Raw genomic sequence first — 18,165 nt, forward strand, 5'->3', positions numbered from 1 at the left:
GGTTTCACCGCTTCTCAGCGCAGGCCCCGCAGTTCGCGCAGCCCGTAGTCGGGCGGCAGCCATCCCCGCTTTCTGCGGTCGATGGTCTTTTGGGTGTGCGGTGGAGGGTGGGGGCAGCCTTGCATCAGGTCCAGCATCTCGCTGGCCCAGGAGAGCCGGTAGTGCGCGGCGCACACGGGCCAGATGGTGTTTGCGGGTTCCTTCAGGCGCGGGGCCGGGCCACGTTTGGTTCGGCGCCGCTTGGGGCGGGGCGGTTGGGGTGGGCGCAGTTTGCAGCTCTCGGCGAAGTCGGTCAGGGATGGCAGTCCTGTACTGCCCAACGGATCGCTGAACAGGGGACCATCGGTGCCGGTCTCGATGCTCCAGGCGAGTGCGGCGGCCCTCAGCAGGGGGCGGGCCCAGTGGGGGACCGGGTGGGTCATGCAGCCCTGGCGGAGGCCGTGGTCGTGGAGCGTGATGGTCGAGGTGTCCGGCCCCAGGTCGCGGGCATGTGCGGTGTTGAGCTGGGTGGTGGAAGCCGCGGTGAACGTTGCCGTGGCGAGCTGGGCTGCCAGATGGGGGTGGGCTGAGGCGCGGTGAAGGCGCCAGGCGACTTCCGCTTCGGTGACCGGCGGCATCACCGGTGGGAAGAAGTCCCGGTCCGTTGCCGTCGGTGCTGCGCAGCGGCACGGGCCGGTGGCCTCGTCAAAGGCTTTGAGCGTGGTCAGGGCGGGCAGGCTGATCCATCGGTTCGCCAGCGGCCGTGCTGTGGAGAGCGAGGGCAGGGGGGCCGGTTCGGTCTCGGGGAGCAGGGCTGATGCCTCGGCGATGCGGTGTTCCACCTGCCGCAGTTCGCGTTCCAGGAAGGGCCTCATCTTTTGGCGGTGGCAGACAAGGGTCGGGCGGATGCCGGTACGCCGGCGCAGGGCGAGAAGGTCCTTGAAGCGGTGCGGAGTGAGGAGGTGGGCGCGCAGCAGGGTCAGGTGGGTGATGGGGGTGGCGAGGATCCAGGCGGCGGCGAGCGACCAGGCCGGGGCCGGATCGCCCGGTCGGTAGCCCGTCAGGGGGACGGGCTTGCCCAGGGCGGCGAGGATGTCGTAGGCGAGTGCGAGGGCGGCGTCCACGCCGGGAGTGGGGTGGACGGTGAGGCGTCCGCTGTGTGGAGCGTGGGAGGCAAGGGCCGCCCGGGTGTGGACCACGTCGTCGTGTGGGTCGACGATCACTGTGACCGGTGGCCGGTTCGGGCACTCCAGCATCAGGCCGCCCGGCGGTGGCTCAGCTTGCTGTAGGCCCAGCGCAGCAGTTCCTCATCCACGCAGGCCCTTCCGGTCTCCTTCATCCCCACGGTGAGGTGGTGGGTGATCTTCGCCCAGGCCCGGAAGTTCCCGTGGGCCGCTTCCCGGTCGCACAAGGCGATCAGTTCGGGGTCCGCGTCCGTCCAGGCGGGTGGAAAGCCGGGACGACGGCCAGAACCTCGTCCAGCGGCATGCGGTCGATCTCCTGCCACGCGTAGACGCGGGACTCCAGCATCGGCTCGCTCTGCAGCATCTCGAAGCAGCCGTTCCCGCCGGTGAAGATGATGGTGAGGTCAGAGTCGGAGTCGTCCCAGAGATAGCGCAGGTACTCGAAGCAGAGTTTGGACAGCCACTGGGCTTCGTCGTAGACCAGGACATGCGGTTCTTGATGGGCGCCGCGCAGCGTCCGGTCGAACTCGATCGGCTGCGCTGGTGGTCGGCCCTGCAGGCCGAGGGCATGGAACAGTTCGTGACGGAGGTCGCGGGTGGAGGGCCGGGCCCGGAACTGGATCCGGCGTGTGAGCTTCGGTGCGAGCTCGCGCAGGCAGGCGTTGACCGCGAAGGACTTGCCGTTGCCGGCCTGGCCGTAGATGCAGATCATCGCCTTGGCGTCGATCGCGGCCCGGATGTTCTCCCGGGCGGTGAGCAGGGCGCGGGTGGAGACGACCTGGGCACCTGGCAGGCGCATGTAGTGGTCTTACCGTTCCGCGGGCAGGCGGCCTCTGCGGGGCGAGGTGGGCATGCTGGTCACTCCTTGCTGCCTGGTGCGGGCCTGGTGTTGGTGGGTTTTTCCGGCGGGGCGGTGACGGCTGGGTCTGTCACCGCCGGCGCGGTGATGTCAGGGCGGGGACGGGGACGGGGCCGGGCCCAGCCCGGCGGAGGATCGCGGGGTGGGATCAGGTCCGGCAGTGCGCGGGCCGCAAGGTCCACCGCCCGGGCACGGCTGATCTCCTCCTGGGCCTGCTGCTCGGTGACCGACCGCCGCGGATGGGGCGCGGCAGGGGTGGTCGTTGCGGTGTAGCGGGTCCGGCTCAGCTTCTCCGCTGCTTTGAGGTCCGCTTTGAGAGCGCGAGCCTTGCTCTCACGGACCTTGGACAGCGCGCGGCGCTGCGCCGGTGTCGCGGCCTCAGCAAGGTAAGCGCTGCCCAGGTGCCGGACAGGCCCGTCGGCGGTGAAGACCTCGATCGTTCCGTCGAAATGCGGCAGATAGCGCAGCCGTACCCTGGTGCCGGCATGACCGGCCATCCAGTCCGCGATGTAGGCGCGGCGCCGCCACGCGACCCCGTTCGTAGTGATCTTCCGGATACGGCCGTCGTCCTCCATCGCGAAGAACGCCAGCTGCTTCTCAGGCACGTCCTCGATCGGTGTCGGATCCGCCTCCCACGCCTCGCTCGGGGTCATCCCGTCCGGGACGCCAGCCGGGCGGTGCTCGGTGTTCCACCAGGCCACCCAGTCCAGCAGGACCCTGACGAAGTCCGGGTAGGACAGCAGTTCCTCCACTGGACCCGGCCGCTGTGCCTGCGCGGGGCGGGCACGGCGCGTGTAGCCCGGCAGGGAGACCAGCAGCATCTGTTCCACCGCGCTGTTCAAGGCCTCCACGGTGCCCTTCCGGTAGGGCTTGTAGGCAGGCAGGTCGTGAACGGGGACCGCGAAGCCGCCCAGCGCCCTCGCAACCACACCCGAGAGGAAGTCCTTGCCTCGGTCCACCCGAACCCGGCTCGGCAGGCCACCGAACGGCCCGTACGGGGCGGCCCCGCTGATCCCCGAACGCAGCGCTGCCAGGACGGCGTCCCGAGCCGGCTGGTGCGGTGTGACCGCTACCCCCACGATCACCTTCGACGCCACATCGATGAACCACGTCACCCACGGACACACCGCGGCCCCGTCCAGGGCGACACGGACCGGGATACGTTTGTGATCACCCTCCCAGCAGGCGTTGCGGTGCGTGGGCGGCCGTTTGCCGTAGACGTCGTAACGACGACGTGCTGCTTCACCGCCCTTCACCCGGCCCGCTCCCCCGCCGACAAGTCCCGGTGTACCGCGCGTTGCAGGGTCCGAGAGAAGGCACCGAGCCCGGGTCACCAGCCGCGGCCGCTTCCGCAAGCAGCTCGCGGTGGACCACGCCCGCCAGCCGGCCACCGCCGCAGCATGTCCTCGCCACCAGGAACCCGAGCGGACACTCCTCACCCCCGGCTGCACCTCGTGCAGGTGGGTGGCTGTCCGCCGTGGCCTCATCCATCCCAACATGCCGATCAGGCACACACGAACGGATGAAGCAGGCCCCCGATCCCCCATGGGGCGCCGGGGCGCGGTTATGGGCGTTTCCGGTTACGTGCGAGGCGTCGGCTCGATGAGCAGTGCGTCCATGGGCTTGGTCCGATGGGGGCGCAGCACTTCCAGCCAGGTCACTCCGCTGTCCAGGAGACGCCCCATAGATCCGAAACCGTTCCATCCCAGATCGACGAAGCAGCGTTCAGCCAGCTGGTCCCGGCCGAACAGCCGCTGACCGTGCAATGTGACTTCTCCGAGGTCAACGCCCCGCTGCTCCAACGCGACCAGAGCGCAGGTCGCCGCCCGGCGCAACGGGCTCGTCTCCACCCAGCGCCGCCGTACATGCCGGATGGCTTCAGGGTCCTCGATGTCTCCGTCCAACAGCCTCAGCGGCGTGGTGCTGATCTTGCCCTTCACGTGCCGGCCGAACAGCTCGATCCGCGCCGGGCGCGGCACCAGGCTCTCCAGCTCCTCGAACTCTGTCAGCATGTGGTCCCTGGGCGCCGGCCCGGCTTCCGGGTCCGCGGTCAAGGAGGCGAGGCGCTCACGGGCCAGGGAGAACGGCTCACCCTTCCGCCAGAGCAAGAACAGCTCGAAGCCCTCGTCCAGCAGGCTGCTGCGGCCACGGAACTGGAAGGAGATACCCCGGGTCCGGCCCCGCAGGGCCTGCCTCATCCCCACGTACGAGTCACGCCCGTTGATCGATGCATCCAGCGACTCGCCCAGCCAACGCCTGTCCGTGCCGTGCTCAATGACGACGTCGACATCGTTCGGCTCCAGCGCCCAACGCGCGTACGACCCGAAGACATACACCTCCTCAACCAGGCCCAGCGGCCAACCACCGTTCTCGAGCCGCGTGATCATATCCGCCAGCAGCCGCGTCGCCCGCTCACGCTTCATCCGGCCACGCCCTCGGCATACGCGGCACGGAACTCCTGTGCCACCACGAAAACGGAACCCGGGACCGCACGCGGCTTACCGTCCTGCCACGTCCGCCCGATCACCTCCGCCGCGGCCCTCCCCCGCTGCAGCTCATACTCCTCAACCGCGGCGGCGAACTCTGCAGGAACCTCCCGCCGGTCCACCACACCCGCCACAGCAACCTGCGGGAAGGAACCCCCAAACGTCTGCAGCCTGGTCCATCCCAGGGACCGGCCGGCCTTACGCATCGCCGAGCGGATCAGAGCGACCCCGCCAAGCTCCTCCGCCTCATCAACACCGAGCCGGAGCTCGTACGACCCTCCGTACCCGCCAGCGCCCGGTGGACACGACCGACGCAGCAACGGCACCAGGACAGCAACAAGACGCTCATGACGCGGATCACCCACAAACGACGGCATCCACCGAGCGTAGCCAGACACGACACGGCCCCACCCGGCGTTTCGCCACACCCACCCACAGGAGCGACAAGCCCCCCACCCACCGAACGACACCAGCCTTCACCGGCAAAACGACACCATGGCACCGGCATCACCCCAGCCCAACACCAGTGAAAACCTATGACGCACACCCAATGCACATCACACGACGCCCATCAGCCGGGTGGGCCACCGCTCCCCCATGGTCGCGGTGTGCTCGCTGGAGAACGACCCCGTGCTCAACTCGCTGGGGGTGCGCACCACCACCAACCCCATCCAGCTCGCCCTGTGGGCAGGGTCCGGCCCAGTGGTCGTGTTCGCCACGTACGCCTCTCTCGTCGACCGGGACGACCCGGAAGGAGGATGGGGAGCGAAGGTGCGCGGGCCGCTGGAGGCAGCGCTGGCGGGCGGCCAGCGGCTGTACGGGCAGCAGATGAGCGGTTTCGACCTCGCGATCGTGGACGAGGCGCAGGGCACCGCCGGTGATCTTGGTCGCCCGTGGGCCGCGATCCACGACAACCAGCGGATCCCCGCCGACTACCGGCTCTACCTCACCGCGACCCCGCGCATCCTGGCCGCGCCCAGCCCGCAGCACGGCCGAGACGGCCGGGAGCTGGTGCTCGCGTCGATGGGCCAGGACTCCGCCACCTACGGGCCGTGGATCGCCGAGCTCGGGCTCTCAGAGGCGATCGAGCGCGGCATCCTCGCCGGATTCGAGATCGACGTCCTGGAGATCCACGACCCCTCCCCCGTCCACGGCGAATCAGAGGAGGCGCAGCGCGGCCGGCGCATGGCGCTCCTGCAGACCGCGCTCCTGGAACACGCCGCGAAGTGGAACCTGCGTACCGTCATGACCTTCCACCAGCGCGTCGAGGAAGCCGCAGCGTTCGCCGAGAAGCTGCCCGAGACCGCCGCCGAGCTGTACGCCAACGACGTCACCGACGAGGACCTAGCCGCCGCGGACAAGCTGCCGAAGTCCTCCATCGACGCGAAGTTCTACGAACTCGAGGCCGGCCGCCACGTACCCCCCGACCGCGTCTGGGCGGCATGGCTGTGCGGCGACCACCTCGTCACCGAACGCCGCGAGACGCTACGGCAGTTCGCCAACGGCATCGACGCAGCCGGGCGCCGGGTCCACCGCGCCTTCCTCGCCAGCTGCCGCGTCCTCGGCGAAGGCGTCGACATCACCGGCGAACGCGGAGTCGAAGCCATCTGCTTCGCCGACACCCGCGGCTCCCAAGTCGAGATCGTCCAGAACATCGGCCGCGCACTCCGACCCAACCGCGACGGCACCACCAAGGTGGCCAGGATCATCGTGCCGGTGTTCCTGGAGCCGAACGAGGACCCGACCGACATGGTCGCCTCCGCCAGCTTCAAGCCGCTCGTGGCCGTCCTCCAGGGCCTGCGCAGCCATGATGAGCGCCTGGTCGAGCAACTCGCCTCCCGCGCCCTCACCCACGGCAAGCGCAAGGTCCACGTCCGGCGTGACGAGGAAGGGCGGATCGTCGGGGCCGGCGGCGAGAGCGACGGCGAGGGCCAGGAGCAGGACGGTGCCGACGCCGCGGCCGAGTCCGCGCTGCTGCACTTCTCCAGCCCGCGCGACGCGGCCACCATCGCGGCGTTCCTGCGGACCCGGGTCTACCGGCCGGAGTCGCTGGTCTGGCTGGAGGGCTACCAGGTCCTCCTGCGGTGGCGGAAGGAGAACGACATCACCGGGCCTACGCCGTCCCGTATGACGTCCAGGTCGAAGTCGGGGCGACGAAGGGTTCCCGCTTGGCCGGTGGGTGCACCAGCAGCGCAAGGCGCTGCGGGCCGGGGAACTCGATCCGCACCGCAAGGAGCCGCTCGACGAAGCCGGGATGGTCTGGGAACCCGGCGAAGAAGCCTGGGAGACCAAGCTCGCCGCACTCCGGGCCTACCGACGCGCCACCGGACACCTCGCCCCCCGGCAGGACGCCGTCTGGGACGACCCCGCCGACGGGGCGGAGTGCCGATCGGACAACACATCGCCAACCTCCGACGCAAGGGCGCGAAGAACGGCCTGGGCAAGGACCCGGAACGGGCCGCCGTACGCGCGGCACAGCTCACCGCGATCGACCCCGACTGGAACTGCCCCTGGCCACTCAACTGGCAACGCCACTACCGCCACCTCGCCGACCTCGCCGCCGACGAACCCGACGGCGTCCTGCCCGACATCGCCCCCGGCGTCACCTTCGACGGCGACGACATCGGACGATGGCTTCAGCGGCAGAAGAACCCGGGCACCTGGGCGCAGCTTCTTCCCGAGCAGCAGGAACGGCTGGCCGCGCTGGGCATCAAGGGCGCTGACGCTCCGTCTCCCGTCCCGGCGGCCAGGCGTACGACAAAGGGCGCGAGCAAGGCCGAGGCGGCGTTCCAGCGCGGACTGACAGCCCTCACGCAGTGGATCGAACGCGAAGGTCCGGACCGGCCGGTACCACGCAACCACACCGAACACATCACCATCGACGGCCAGAACGAGCCCGTCACCATCCGGCTGGGCGTATGGATCACCAACACAAAGCAGAGGCGCGAACGGCTCACCCCCGAACAGCAGGCGGCACTACGAAAACTCGGCATCGACTGGGCGGGCGCGGTGTCGGCCGCCGAGGCCGTCCTGCAGCCGCCCGCCCCGCGGTCGGCAGCCCCGCGGTCGGCAGCCCTGCGGTCGGCGGCCCCGGCGAAGCGGCCGGTGCGGAAGCACCACGAAGAGTGCGACACGGAGCTGTACGAGGGCGGGACCTGTACCTGCGACCTCATCGAGCGGTACGGACCGAACACCGAACGCGACGACTACTGACCCTGCTCCCGCACCGTGACCGTTCCCCGGACCTTTGAAGGCCGGGGAACGGCAAGCCAACCGTGCCTAGATTGCACGAAGCTCGGAGCTGATCCCCATGCCGTCAAGGTCGCTCACGAGCCTCCAGTAAACGTCGCTCTCGTAGAAGCTCGCTGCATCGCCGTTCCCCTCAGCGGGGTCGATCTTGTCCATCTCGGGGACGTCGTAGGCCACCGTGTAACCGGCCTCCGCGTCGTTCCACTGGACCCGGACCACCATGTCCGCTGTGCCGATGTCGTAATTGTCGTTCCCGTAGTTCTTAGCGATGTACTCGAACGGGTACGTGAACGTATAGCTGTCGTCCTTCTTGATCGACCGCAGGTAGTCCAGCTCGTTCTCGAAGCCATAGTTGTTCGACTCACTCCACATGGAAGGAGCGTAGTGCTCTGCACCTCTGCCAGAGTCGACACCATGGGCCAGCAGGCAAAGCGCTCGTAGACCGCGGAGCCCGTAGACGGTGCCTCCGCCCCGCGGTCCTGGAACACTTGGGTCATGCCACTCATCCGTGACCTCGTCCAAGCCGATTACTCGGTGGTGGAGGAGCTGCTGTACTCAAACCATCTGGGAGACGGCAGGTTCTACGACCTCGAGGGCCTGGACGTCGTCGTGGCCGAACTCCGCGGGTCTGTCGTCGGGGTCGCTGAGTTCCAGCTCCACTGCGACTTCGGGCACGACGAAGGCCGGGAGGCGCATCCCGGCGAGCAGACGTTCGTCTTGACGATGGCCGTCGCTCATGCCGCTCGTCGCGGCGGGGTAGGTCGGGCGCTTCTCGCCGAGATCGCCCGCCGGGCCCAGGAAGCCGGCCACACGTTCCTGGCACTGGTGCCGCAAGACGGCGGCGATGCGGCTGACCGGCAGGCGTTCTTCCAGGCGTGCGGGTTCACGCTCTACGGCCCCGCCGGACCGGGCGCGGCGTGGGGCTGCCCGGTCTCGGAGATTCTCGCCGTGAAGGGCACGGCTGCCACCGCCGGTGAGTAACCCGCACTGGGCTGTGGAAGCCGTACAGCTGCCGTGCGTTGGAGGCCAAGGGCACGCCATGAGTGAGACCACGGCGTGGCGGCCTGCGCCGTCGCGTCCCAGCCGTGGAGGCACGTGGCCAGGGAGCAACACTAGGCATCCTCACGGGCAACCTGCCGGGCGAGGACGTCGCGGTCGATGTACAGGTAGACGGCGGCGACCACCTCCCCCAGGCCCGTGTCCCCGTACACACAGCACATCCCGCGCGCCGCGACCGTATGCCCGCGTCGTCTGCGGAGCGCCGTTGGGGGCGCGACGCTGCTCGTCCCGATTCGTCGACTGCCGGACACGAGTCCGTCCGGAAGACCCCGCATCGCGAACATCGGATCGGGATCACCGGATCGGGGGAAGGTCCCCGAACTCCCGTGCCCTCCCACAGGGCAGAGGGGTTGAGGTCGTGGCATGGGCTCGATGCGGTGCGGGGAGGACCGGGGTGTCGGCGGTGGCCGGGACGGCAGCGGCCGTTCAAGAACTCGACGAGGACCAACGCGCGGCACTCGACGCCTGCGTGGTCGCGGCGCTCGCCTTGAGTAGCAGTGAGGGCGAGGCACAGGGGCAGATGCGGCTGCTGATGGAGTGCCATGGTCGCTACGTGCGCTCGTTCGGGGTCGTTGAGCAGGCACCGTCGTACGAGGTGTTCACCCGTCGGCTCCGTGGAAGCCGGGTGGCCGATCTTCTGCCGGGACGGCCTCAGGGGTCAGTGCTCGGCAAGCTGTGGCTGCTCGATGACGACGGCATGCCCAGCTTGGCGCTGCACCGGCTCGCGGTGGAGGCCTCTGAGCACGGCCACCAGGCCCCGGGGATTGGTGCCGACATCCGGCATCTGCACAGCCTGCTGCGGGCGGTAGGGATGCTGCCGGTGAGTAGCGGGCTGTCGCGGATCTCCGGCGAGACCGTCCAACACGCCGTCTTCCGCGCGCTGAGGGGCGCAGGTTTCGAGGCGTACACCCGGGGCCGGGAGGCAATGGTCCGTACGCCCGTCCTGACACGGCGCGCTTTGTCCCGGAACACCGCGTTGGTCGAGCTGGGCGCGTACACCGGTATCTCCCCGACGCGGCAGTTCGGCGGCCTGTGGGCAGCGTGTCCGATGTGCAGATGGACGATGCGGGCCACCTACCGCCCCAACGGCGTGGTGGACGTCGAGTGTGAGGACGAGCGCCACAGCCTGCTGGGCTCCCGGTATCGGGCCGAGCCGGCTGCGGTGGAGGGCTGGCGCCTGGCCCCGTGCGGCGAATTGCGCACCGTGCCGGAGTTGCTGCCCATGGAGGGCTACGTGGCGTTGCCTTACGCCCTGTGGCTGTGGGTGACGCTCCCGGGCTTGCTGGAGGTCGAGCTACGCGACCGGCTGGTCGCCTTGGGCGCGGAGGTGCGGCTGTGGCCGTTCGGCGACGCCTATGACCTGCATGTCACTCGTCCCGGCCGGTCCAGGGCGTGGCGCGTCGACGTCAAGACTTGGGCCGACCCGTACGGACTGGCCCAGAAGCTGCGCGAGGATCCGGAGGGGCCTGGCGAGCTGTGTTTCGTGGTGCCTGAGCACCTGCGGGGATATCTGCCGTTGCTGCGCCGGGTGGTGCGCGGCAGCGGGGCGCGCGTGCTGACCGATGCCGACCTGGTGGCGGAGGTGGAGGGGGCGTGAGCAGGACGCTTGCCGGGGCTCTGGCCTTGGCCGAGTATCTTCTTCCCGCCCGGTTCCGCGATGGGCGGCAGGTGGTACGTGTCGCGGACGCCCATGTCCTGCTGAGCGGGCACGCGCCGCGTGCCGTGGCGGGTTGGAAACAGTGGTCGGAGGCGGACAAGCAGCGCCTCGGCGCGCTGTTGGGTACCCGCCATCGGGGGGAGGCGCTGCTGCACCACGTCGAGCGGACCGTCTACGACGTCTTCCATACCCCGGGCGCGGATGACCCGCTGCCCGCTCTCTTCGCGCTCGGGTACAGCGAGCGGGGACGGGCGCTTGAAGTGCTGCCTGCTCACGGGCAGGACCCTTCGGACGTCGCCGAACGCCTGCTCGCGCCGGCCAGGCGCCGACGGCTGCTGCGGGTCGCGAGCGGATCGGGCTGGTCGGCGCCGACATCGCGTGGGCGGGTCCAGCTCGCTTTCCCCGACGAGCAGGGGGTGTACAGGCCGCCTCAGGTCGTGACCGCGCCGTCGGTGGAGTTGGTGATGGACGCCGATGAGCTCGGCTGGCAGAGCCGGGACACCGACCAGGACATGAAGGGCCCGGCCTTCCGCGAGAAGCAGATCGCGCTGCTGCTGCGCGGCACCATCGGTGGCGGACGCCGCCCTCTGGAACCCGTCGTCCTGCCGCCGGGCCGGATGCACCTGCTGAGTGCGCCCCCGGGCGTAGGCAAGAACGTCTTCGGCCGGGGGCTGGCGATCCAGCAGGCAGGCCTGGGCCGCACCACCGTGCTGGTGGTCAGCGACAACGGCGACGTCTACGGCGAGGCCGCCACCTTGCAGCAGGAGCTGCGGGCGGCGGGCGTCGAGGCGACGGCCACGCCGTTCATCGCCCCCAACAGCCGGTACAACTTCGCGCTGCGCTCCGCCGCGAAGCTGGAGGGCACCGGCGTGCCGCTGGCGCAGGCCTCGGCGAGCATCGCCTTCCTCATCAACAACTCCGCTTACGGGTGCGCCGCGCAGGCGCAGCTCGAGGGGCGCGACGCCTTCGAGGCCGGCAGGGAGCCGTGCACGGTCATGGCGTCGGATGCTTTCGGCCAGCCGGAGCGGGCGCTGTGCCCGTATGTGTCGTCCTGCGGGAAGTTCTCCCACGTCGAGGCCGCGACGACGGCCAGGATCATCGTGACCACCCATGCCTGCTTCCAGTCCGGGATGATCAAGGTTCCGGTGGAGGTCGACGGGGAGGTCCGCAACAGCATCAGCGTGCGGGAGTTCCTTCTGCGCCTGGCGTCCTATGTGGTCGTCGACGAGGTCGACGCCTACCAGTCGCGGGGGTTCGACGAGTGCGGCGTGCTGGAGCTCGCGTCCCGCTCCCACCCGACCACGGTGCTGCGGCGCATTCGCGACAGCCTGAACCAGGCGCCGCCGCGGCTGGCGATGGCCGTGCGCCGGCCCCTGACCCGGGCGGTGTTCCTGGCCGAGCAGCTGCTCGACCTGGTGGCCGGGGAGGAGGTCTGCACCGAGGTCGCCCAAGCGCGGGCCCTGGCCCGCGGGCAGGACCCGCGTCGGACGCGGCAGGTCCTGCAGGACCGCAAGCGCTGGTATCAGCCCCATCAGTGGGACCGGCATCTGCTGGAGAACCTGATCGGGGTGGACCCTGATGCTGCGGCCACCGCTGAGCAGGCCGACTGTCTGCAGGCTTTGCTCCCGCGCGTGGCCACCCGGCCGGGCGACCGCCCTTCCTGCGCCGCCCTGCCGGATCGGCTGCTGCCCGTCCCGGGCGTGCTAGAGCGGATGCTCACGATCGACGAGGGCGGGGAGTGGCAGCTTGGCCCCCTCAAGGACGAACTGCGGGAGATCATCTGTGCCGCGCTGCCCGCCTTCTGCGCCACCGAGTGCGGAGACGACGGGGCACCTGCCGAGTCCACGGTGCCGGCGCAGCGCGGGCTCGACCGGCCAGAGCCGGTGCGGGCGCCCACGCGCACCGAGGTCACCGCGGGCGTCTTGCACGCTCTGATGATGAAGACGTGGCTGACGGCCATCGTCCACACGATGTTCAACCTGACGGACAGGGCCGGCGAACTCGCCGGGCACGGCATCGACGCGGCCTCCGAGCTCGCCGACGCGATCGGCCACCAGGGCGCCGGCACCGTCGTCCCGTTCGGGCCGCTGGGACGCCAGCTGGGCGGGTTCCGCTTCGAGGGGCTGGACGATCCAGATGCCCATGCGAGCTTGAAGATGGAGGTGCTGCGCGCCGACCCCCACACCGAGACGCAGTTCCTCGGCAGCATCGTCTCCCTCGCCCTGAGCGGCCGCCAGCGTACTGTCCTGGGCATGTCCGCCACCGGCTTCATGCCGGGCGCGGCACGCACCCACCTGCTCGCCCGCCCAGACTGGGCGATGCCCGACACCCTTTCGGGCGGCCTGACCATCTTCAACAGCAGTCCCGTCGCCGACGGGAAGCTCTTGGCCGTCGGCAGCACCCCCTACCGCGAACGCGACCAGCGGGTCATCTCACTGGCCGCCAGCTATGCACCGGGCCTGGTGCGCGACCTGGACCGGCTTGCCGCGGATGCGCGCACCCGGCATCGCGCGCGGGCCCTGATCACCGTCAACTCCTACCGGCAGGCCCGCCTGTTTGCCCAGACCCTGTACGACACCGCACTCGCCCTCGGGCGGCGGCTGCGGATCTACGTCGCCGTCGCGGACACCCCCGACCCCTCTCTGCCGCCGGTCTGCGACGCGATCGGCCAGCTCACCCGCGACCGTTTCGCGGAACTGGCGGACCTCGACGGCGAGGTGCTCATCTCGCCGCTGCCGCGCACCGAGCGGGGCTTGAACGTGCTGACCGTGTTCGAGGGCGTCGCCGTGTCAGCCATCACCCTGATCGCCATGGGTGTCCGGCCGGTCATGCCGGCGGACGACCCGGCGGTGCTGGCGGCCAGTGTCGCCGCCCGGGCTTGGCGCGACACCGTGCCCGGCGATGACCCCGCCGCCGTCCTGGCCCAGGCCCGCGCGACGGCCGACGCGCACCTGCGCCTGAACCTTAACGCGCCCAAGCGCTTCTCCGCCCTGCCCGACGAGCTGAAGTACGAACTCGTCGCCACCCTCCTCGGGCAGAGCGTCCAGCTGGCAGGCCGCGGACGCCGCGGGCAGACCCACGTCGAGCTCCACTTCATCGACGGCGCCTTCCACGACCCCACCTGGGGATCCGACCTACCCACCCTGATCCGCGGGCTGCTCGAGCAGTCCCCGCAGGACGACCTCGCCCAGCTCGGCGCTTCTTACGGCCACACCATCGAGGAAATCGCCGAGTACGCCCACGCCCAGCACCTGCTCCCCGCGCTGCGCGCGGGCTTTGACGCCTACCTGAAAGAGTACGCATGAGCCGCCCGCTCGACAGCGTCGCCCGCAAGCAGGCCCGCTTGCTGCAGTTCCGCACCGCTCCCGCCGACCTGGGCGAGGTGATCGCCTACCGGCCCGACGCCCCCGTCATGGACCTGGCCATGGAGCTCTCGCGCGAGTACAAGCGCAACGTCGGCACCGGTCTGGACGTGCAGCCGCCCTACCGGGCGCTGGAGAGTGTCCTGCGCGCGGCGGCGGGCACCTGGGCGCGCTGGCAGTGGAACGACGGCTGCTACGAACTCCTGTGCGCGGCGCCGATCAGCGCCGAGGACCGGCGCGACGTGTTCCGCTACTGGGCCGAAGCCGTGGTCCCCGGCCCCGACGGCCGACGCATCGGCGAACAGCTGGCCGAACTCCTCGCCCGGGCCGAGCCCCGCTCCGCCGTCCGGCCCCCGCCGCCGAGCGCCGGCAAGCGCTCGCGCGGCTGGTGGCCGGGCGAACTCGCCCGCTGGCGCCTGGCCGAGGAACTCGCCGCCCTCGAGTGGCCCCGCAACGACGGGGCCCCCGTCCGTTTCGCCCTGTGCACCGACGGCCGCCTGGCCGCGATCGGCCACGAACTGCCCGCCGAACCCGACCGCAAGGGCACCGTGCGCCACCTGCTGCCCCGTATCACCATCGGCACCGCCGCCAGCGGGCACTCCCGGCGCCACGCGCTGACCGTGAACGCCACCACCACCCTCCTCGCCACCTCCTGGAAGGGTGTCGCCACCGTCCTGCTGGCCAACCCCGACCAGCCGCTCGTCGTCGCCGCGGCCACCGACGGCCCGCCATGGAAGCGCCGACTGAACGTCCCTGCGGTCGCCGCCAGCCGCCGCCTGGCCGCCCTGCCCCGCCTGAGCGCGAACGTGCCGCCGTTCCCCGAGCATCTCGCCGACGGCGCCCTGGCCGACACCGCTCCGGGGCCGGTCTGGGCCGTCGCCCCGGCCAGCGTCCGCACCCCGGGCCTGGGCCGCGGACACGGCATGGAGTTCTTCCGCCGCCTCGAAGAGGCCATCGACACCCGGTGCGAGAAGTACAGCCACCGCAGCCCCGTGTTCATCGAGGTCCCCGGCATAAAGGTGCCGCCCACCGAGAGCGGCTCACGCGTCAGCGGACCGATCCCCCTCGAACGGATCCCCACCGCCCTGGACGCCGCCGGCGTGGGCACACTCCTCGTCCCCGTCCTGTGGAGCACCGACGAGGTCCGCGCCCGGGTGAAGGCCGCGATCGCCGCCCAGTGGGGCCCCGGCGAGGACTGGAAGGCCGTCGAGGGCGTCGCCGAATCAGCCGTCGGGGGGCGTATCGAGGTCGTTTTCCTCCACGACAAGGTCGGTGCCCTCGGCCACGGACCGCGCACCAGCGCGGAACGCGAGCGGGATCTGGCGCAGATACTCGCCCCCTACATCCGCGAGGACACGCTCGTCGCGGCGATCTGCGAGACCGACTGGGACCCCGAGCGCTGGTACCCGAGCGTCGAAGCCCGCGAGAAGGCAGAGGCCGAGGACGGCAAGTGGCCCTCCAAGCAGGCTCTCGCGCGCCTCGCAGCGACCTCCCAGTACATCAAGCAGGCCCCGCCGCCGGTCCCCACCCACACCCGGGAGGGCAAGCCCTACAACGAGAAGTACCGCGCGAAGAAGGTCGCCTCCCGCCAGAGCGGCCTCGACAGCTCGACCGCGAACGTGCTGCGCGAGATTCTCAGCGGCGTCGGCGCCACCGACCACCGCCTCGGTGCCGCGTTCGGCAAACTGCCGCTCGAGAACTGGTGGCACATCGGCATCCACGTCCGCCGCCACGCCCAGCGCCGCACACCCGGCAAACGCCGCACCACCGAACCGGCACCGATCACCGCAACCCTCACCGCCATGCGCCCTACCGGCGGAAAGGACGACCCCTGGCAGATCTGGGCCTACAGCCCGCAGGCCGGGCGGTGGCAGCCCCACAGCCCGGCCACCACCGCGCTGCACGCCACCGACCTCGCCTGGGACGTCAGCGGATACCGCCCTGCTGCGGACGAGACACTCCAGGCCCGCGCCGCCGCGGACATCGTCGAGCAGGCCCTCATCGCCACCCGCACCCAACTCCCCGCACCAGCCCCCGCGGTGCTCTACGTCGACGGCGACGCTGTCGAGTACATCTGGGTGGGCCTCACCGACGAAGCTCTGGGCCAGGACCCGCCGCCCGGCATGCCCCGGCCGGCGTCCTGGCTGCCCGGCCACAGCCTCCCCCGCGTCCAACGCCCCCTGGCCACCGTCCGCGTCATCGGCGACCTGGAACGCATCGGCCGCCCCACCGGGGCTCACATGCGCACCAGCGACGGCACCTGGCGCGCCACCGACACCACCAACAGCCTTTTCCAACTCGCCACCGACGACGGCGCCGTCACCTACCCCGACCTCCTGCTCGTCAACGTCCCCCGCACCTGGGCCGCCGGCCCCGCCGGCCGCTTCGGCAAGGACGAGACACGCTTCGACAGCGCCAGCCAGAGCAAGAACGGTTACGCCCACACCGCCACCCGGTTCACCGTCATCGCCCAGAGCCCCGACGCCGACTGCGACCTCATCGGAGCCGTCGCCGCCGTCCTGACCAACCAGGGCATCACCTCCGACGTCCGCCAAAGCACCCCCACCCCCCTCCACCTCGCCCGCAGAATGGACACCACCCACCCCTACTACCGCCGCACCGCGGAAAGCACCGAGGACGCCCCCGATGCCGCCGAAGACGGGAACACCGCGCAAGAGGAGACAACCAGCCTGTGACCCGAGGCTCGGTGGCACGGACGAGGAGACGGCCGATGCGCTGCAGGCCACGACCGGGATCCGGTCCTCGCCTTTCTCGGACTCGCCGCAGCCATGTGCTGCTACCAGCGATACGTCCGCCTCACCACGTAGGACACGGTCTTAGCTGGCGCCGGTCTGGGGGGTCGAACGCGGTTCGGCACCCGCTCTACTCGTCGGTGGAGACCATGCGGAAGCGGTCGAAGCGCTTCGGCGCACTGAACATGGGGCGTCCCCAGTAGCCGCCGGTGTCTCGGCGCTTCAGTACGTCCTCCACAACCTCTCCGGCATCGCGGTCGAAGCCGGCGGGGGCGAGAGAGACGCGGTGGCACAGCAGGTCCGACTCGCCCTGCGAATATCCCTCCCACTTGCCGGAGTCGTAGCGCTACTCAGGCCTGATGACGTCGAGGAACTGGTAGGCATCGAGGGCTTGGTGTGTCTCGTAGGCCTTCCGTCCCAACCCGTACAGGCCCTGCCTAACATCGCCGGTGACGTAGGTGATGGTGAGCGTGTCGCCCTCCTCGGCACCGACCTCGACGCCGGTGTACCTCAGGCGGTCGAACCACATGAGCAGGGCGGCGATCTCGCTGTTGGTGAACACGTGCACCCAACCGCGGGTGAAGAACTCGACCGGGATCTCCACGTATGGCTCAGTGTCGTCGGCGGCGGTGTACGGGATCGCCGAGCTGACGGTGCTGGTCCCGTTCTCGCAAAGGAGCTGCAAACCGGTGCTGAAACGGCCCGGTCCGGTGCTGGCCCGAACGAGCGCCATCGACTCCAGCGTCTTCAGGGCCTGCGTGAGCTGGCGTCGACGGTTGACGTCCTCGGACGCCAACTGAATTCCGGGACCGGCGTATTGGCTGATGGAGGCCGACAAGCTCATCCATGACAGCGGGTGCTTCGCCGTCGATGTCGAGCTGGTCGAGTCGCTTCGGTTCGGCCCTCCGGTCGGTCGCACCGACCTGGAGGTGGCGGTCCGCGCTGACCCGGCTGCTGCACGGCGACTTCGTCTCGCACGGGACCGACGGCAAGGGCCGGCACCTGGACGACGAGAACGTGCCGATCGTCATCAAGGCGCACCGCGCTGTCCTGGAGCGTCTCGCCCTGGAGCCGCCCGTTTGGCCGTTTCGGACGTTCGAGGGGCCGCGCGGGTTCGGCACCTACTGGTGTGCCAATGGCATGAGGGGCAGCTGGCAGGCCCGGCGGGAGTGCATCGAGCAGGTCCTCGGCCCCACGAGGGACGCGCTGGAGGAGCTGCAGGAGCTGGAGTAGGAGTGGCAGTTCGCCAACGGGCCGTCGGGCAGCTTCAAGAATTTGATCTTCGCAGCCGACGGGGCCAAGCCGGAGATCGTGCTGCGGGATGCGGTGAACAACGACGTGGAGATCGTCCGCAATGCCGACAGCTGTCTGGTGTTCACCGATCCCCTGCCGCCGCACGGGCTGATCTGGCGGCAACTGGTCGTCTGGTGGGCAAAGAATCACCAGCCGGACTCTGACGAGAAGAGCGCGGCCGACGCCCTCTACCGGCGTCTGTACCGGTCGCTGGGACTCCGTACCCGAGCAATGCCTTCGAGGTTGCTGGTCAGCTCTGGGTAGATCGCGATTGACTCTCTCGG

14 protein-coding genes and 1 pseudogene are annotated in these 18,165 nt (G+C 70.2%); 7 read left to right on the forward strand and 8 right to left on the reverse strand.

From position 1 onward, the window contains the following. Positions 1-14: 14 nt before the first annotated feature. From ACIG0D_RS31280 to ACIG0D_RS31305, 6 genes are all read right to left on the reverse strand, one after another. Complete coding sequence (locus tag ACIG0D_RS31280; protein ID WP_399807616.1) at positions 15-1,103, reverse strand: hypothetical protein; 1,089 nt, start codon at positions 1,101-1,103, stop codon at positions 15-17. 131 nt (positions 1,104-1,234) lie between these two features. Next, a complete protein-coding gene (locus tag ACIG0D_RS31285; protein ID WP_399807618.1) occupies positions 1,235-1,390 on the reverse strand; it encodes a hypothetical protein in 156 nt (51 codons plus the stop codon). Between the two features lie 5 nt (positions 1,391-1,395). Further along, positions 1,396-1,962: an AAA family ATPase gene (locus ACIG0D_RS31290; RefSeq protein ID WP_399807621.1), complete on the reverse strand. Its 567-nt coding sequence runs from the start codon at positions 1,960-1,962 to the stop codon at positions 1,396-1,398. Between the two features lie 59 nt (positions 1,963-2,021). After that, positions 2,022-3,278, reverse strand: coding sequence for a Mu transposase C-terminal domain-containing protein (locus ACIG0D_RS31295; RefSeq protein ID WP_399807624.1), 1,257 nt, complete (start codon positions 3,276-3,278; stop codon positions 2,022-2,024). 324 nt (positions 3,279-3,602) lie between these two features. Then, positions 3,603-4,445, reverse strand: a complete 843-nt coding sequence (locus ACIG0D_RS31300; protein WP_399807627.1) for a hypothetical protein — start codon at positions 4,443-4,445, stop codon at positions 3,603-3,605. Then, entirely contained in the window at positions 4,442-4,885 is a 444-nt protein-coding gene (locus tag ACIG0D_RS31305) for a hypothetical protein (protein WP_030793440.1), read from the reverse strand. The genes ACIG0D_RS31300 and ACIG0D_RS31305 overlap by 4 nt, the downstream gene beginning before the upstream one ends. Before the next feature lie 202 nt (positions 4,886-5,087). Between ACIG0D_RS31305 and ACIG0D_RS31310 the strand changes: the two are divergent. Then, positions 5,088-7,721 (forward strand): annotated as a pseudogene (locus ACIG0D_RS31310) (Helicase associated domain protein); the annotation flags it as partial. 66 nt (positions 7,722-7,787) lie between these two features. Here ACIG0D_RS31310 and ACIG0D_RS31315 read toward each other — a convergent pair. Next, the gene (locus tag ACIG0D_RS31315) at positions 7,788-8,129 is read right to left on the reverse strand and encodes a hypothetical protein (RefSeq protein ID WP_384280595.1); all 342 of its coding nucleotides are present in this window, start codon (positions 8,127-8,129) and stop codon (positions 7,788-7,790) included. Between the two features lie 123 nt (positions 8,130-8,252). Between ACIG0D_RS31315 and ACIG0D_RS31320 the strand changes: the two genes are divergently transcribed. The 4 genes from ACIG0D_RS31320 (at position 8,253) to ACIG0D_RS31335 (ending at position 16,531) form a co-directional block, all read left to right on the forward strand. Then, a complete protein-coding gene (locus tag ACIG0D_RS31320; protein WP_399807631.1) occupies positions 8,253-8,738 on the forward strand; it encodes a GNAT family N-acetyltransferase in 486 nt (161 codons plus the stop codon). 472 nt (positions 8,739-9,210) lie between these two features. Then, the gene (locus ACIG0D_RS31325; protein ID WP_399807633.1) at positions 9,211-10,413 is read left to right on the forward strand and encodes a hypothetical protein; all 1,203 of its coding nucleotides are present in this window, start codon (positions 9,211-9,213) and stop codon (positions 10,411-10,413) included. Next, complete coding sequence (locus tag ACIG0D_RS31330) at positions 10,410-13,778, forward strand: hypothetical protein (protein WP_399807636.1); 3,369 nt, start codon at positions 10,410-10,412, stop codon at positions 13,776-13,778. Before ACIG0D_RS31325 ends, ACIG0D_RS31330 begins: the two co-directional genes overlap by 4 nt. Further along, positions 13,775-16,531 (forward strand): RNAseH domain-containing protein, encoded by a 2,757-nt coding sequence (locus ACIG0D_RS31335; protein WP_399807638.1) that lies wholly within the window; start codon positions 13,775-13,777, stop codon positions 16,529-16,531. The genes ACIG0D_RS31330 and ACIG0D_RS31335 overlap by 4 nt, the downstream gene beginning before the upstream one ends. 403 nt (positions 16,532-16,934) lie before the next feature. Here ACIG0D_RS31335 and ACIG0D_RS31340 read toward each other — a convergent pair whose 3' ends face one another. Further along, a complete protein-coding gene (locus tag ACIG0D_RS31340; protein WP_399807640.1) occupies positions 16,935-17,432 on the reverse strand; it encodes a hypothetical protein in 498 nt (165 codons plus the stop codon). A 2-nt stretch (positions 17,433-17,434) separates the two neighbouring features. On the opposite strand from ACIG0D_RS31340, the gene ACIG0D_RS31345 reads away from it, so the two are divergent. Further along, the gene (locus ACIG0D_RS31345) at positions 17,435-17,821 is read left to right on the forward strand and encodes a hypothetical protein (protein ID WP_399807951.1); all 387 of its coding nucleotides are present in this window, start codon (positions 17,435-17,437) and stop codon (positions 17,819-17,821) included. Positions 17,822-17,863: 42 nt separating this feature from the next. Continuing rightward, positions 17,864-18,145, forward strand: coding sequence for a hypothetical protein (locus ACIG0D_RS31350; protein ID WP_399807955.1), 282 nt, complete (start codon positions 17,864-17,866; stop codon positions 18,143-18,145). Positions 18,146-18,165 lie beyond the last annotated feature (20 nt).

It is taken from the genome of Streptomyces sp. NPDC052773 (assembly GCF_044547145.1).
GTDB lineage: Bacteria > Actinomycetota > Actinomycetes > Streptomycetales > Streptomycetaceae > Streptomyces.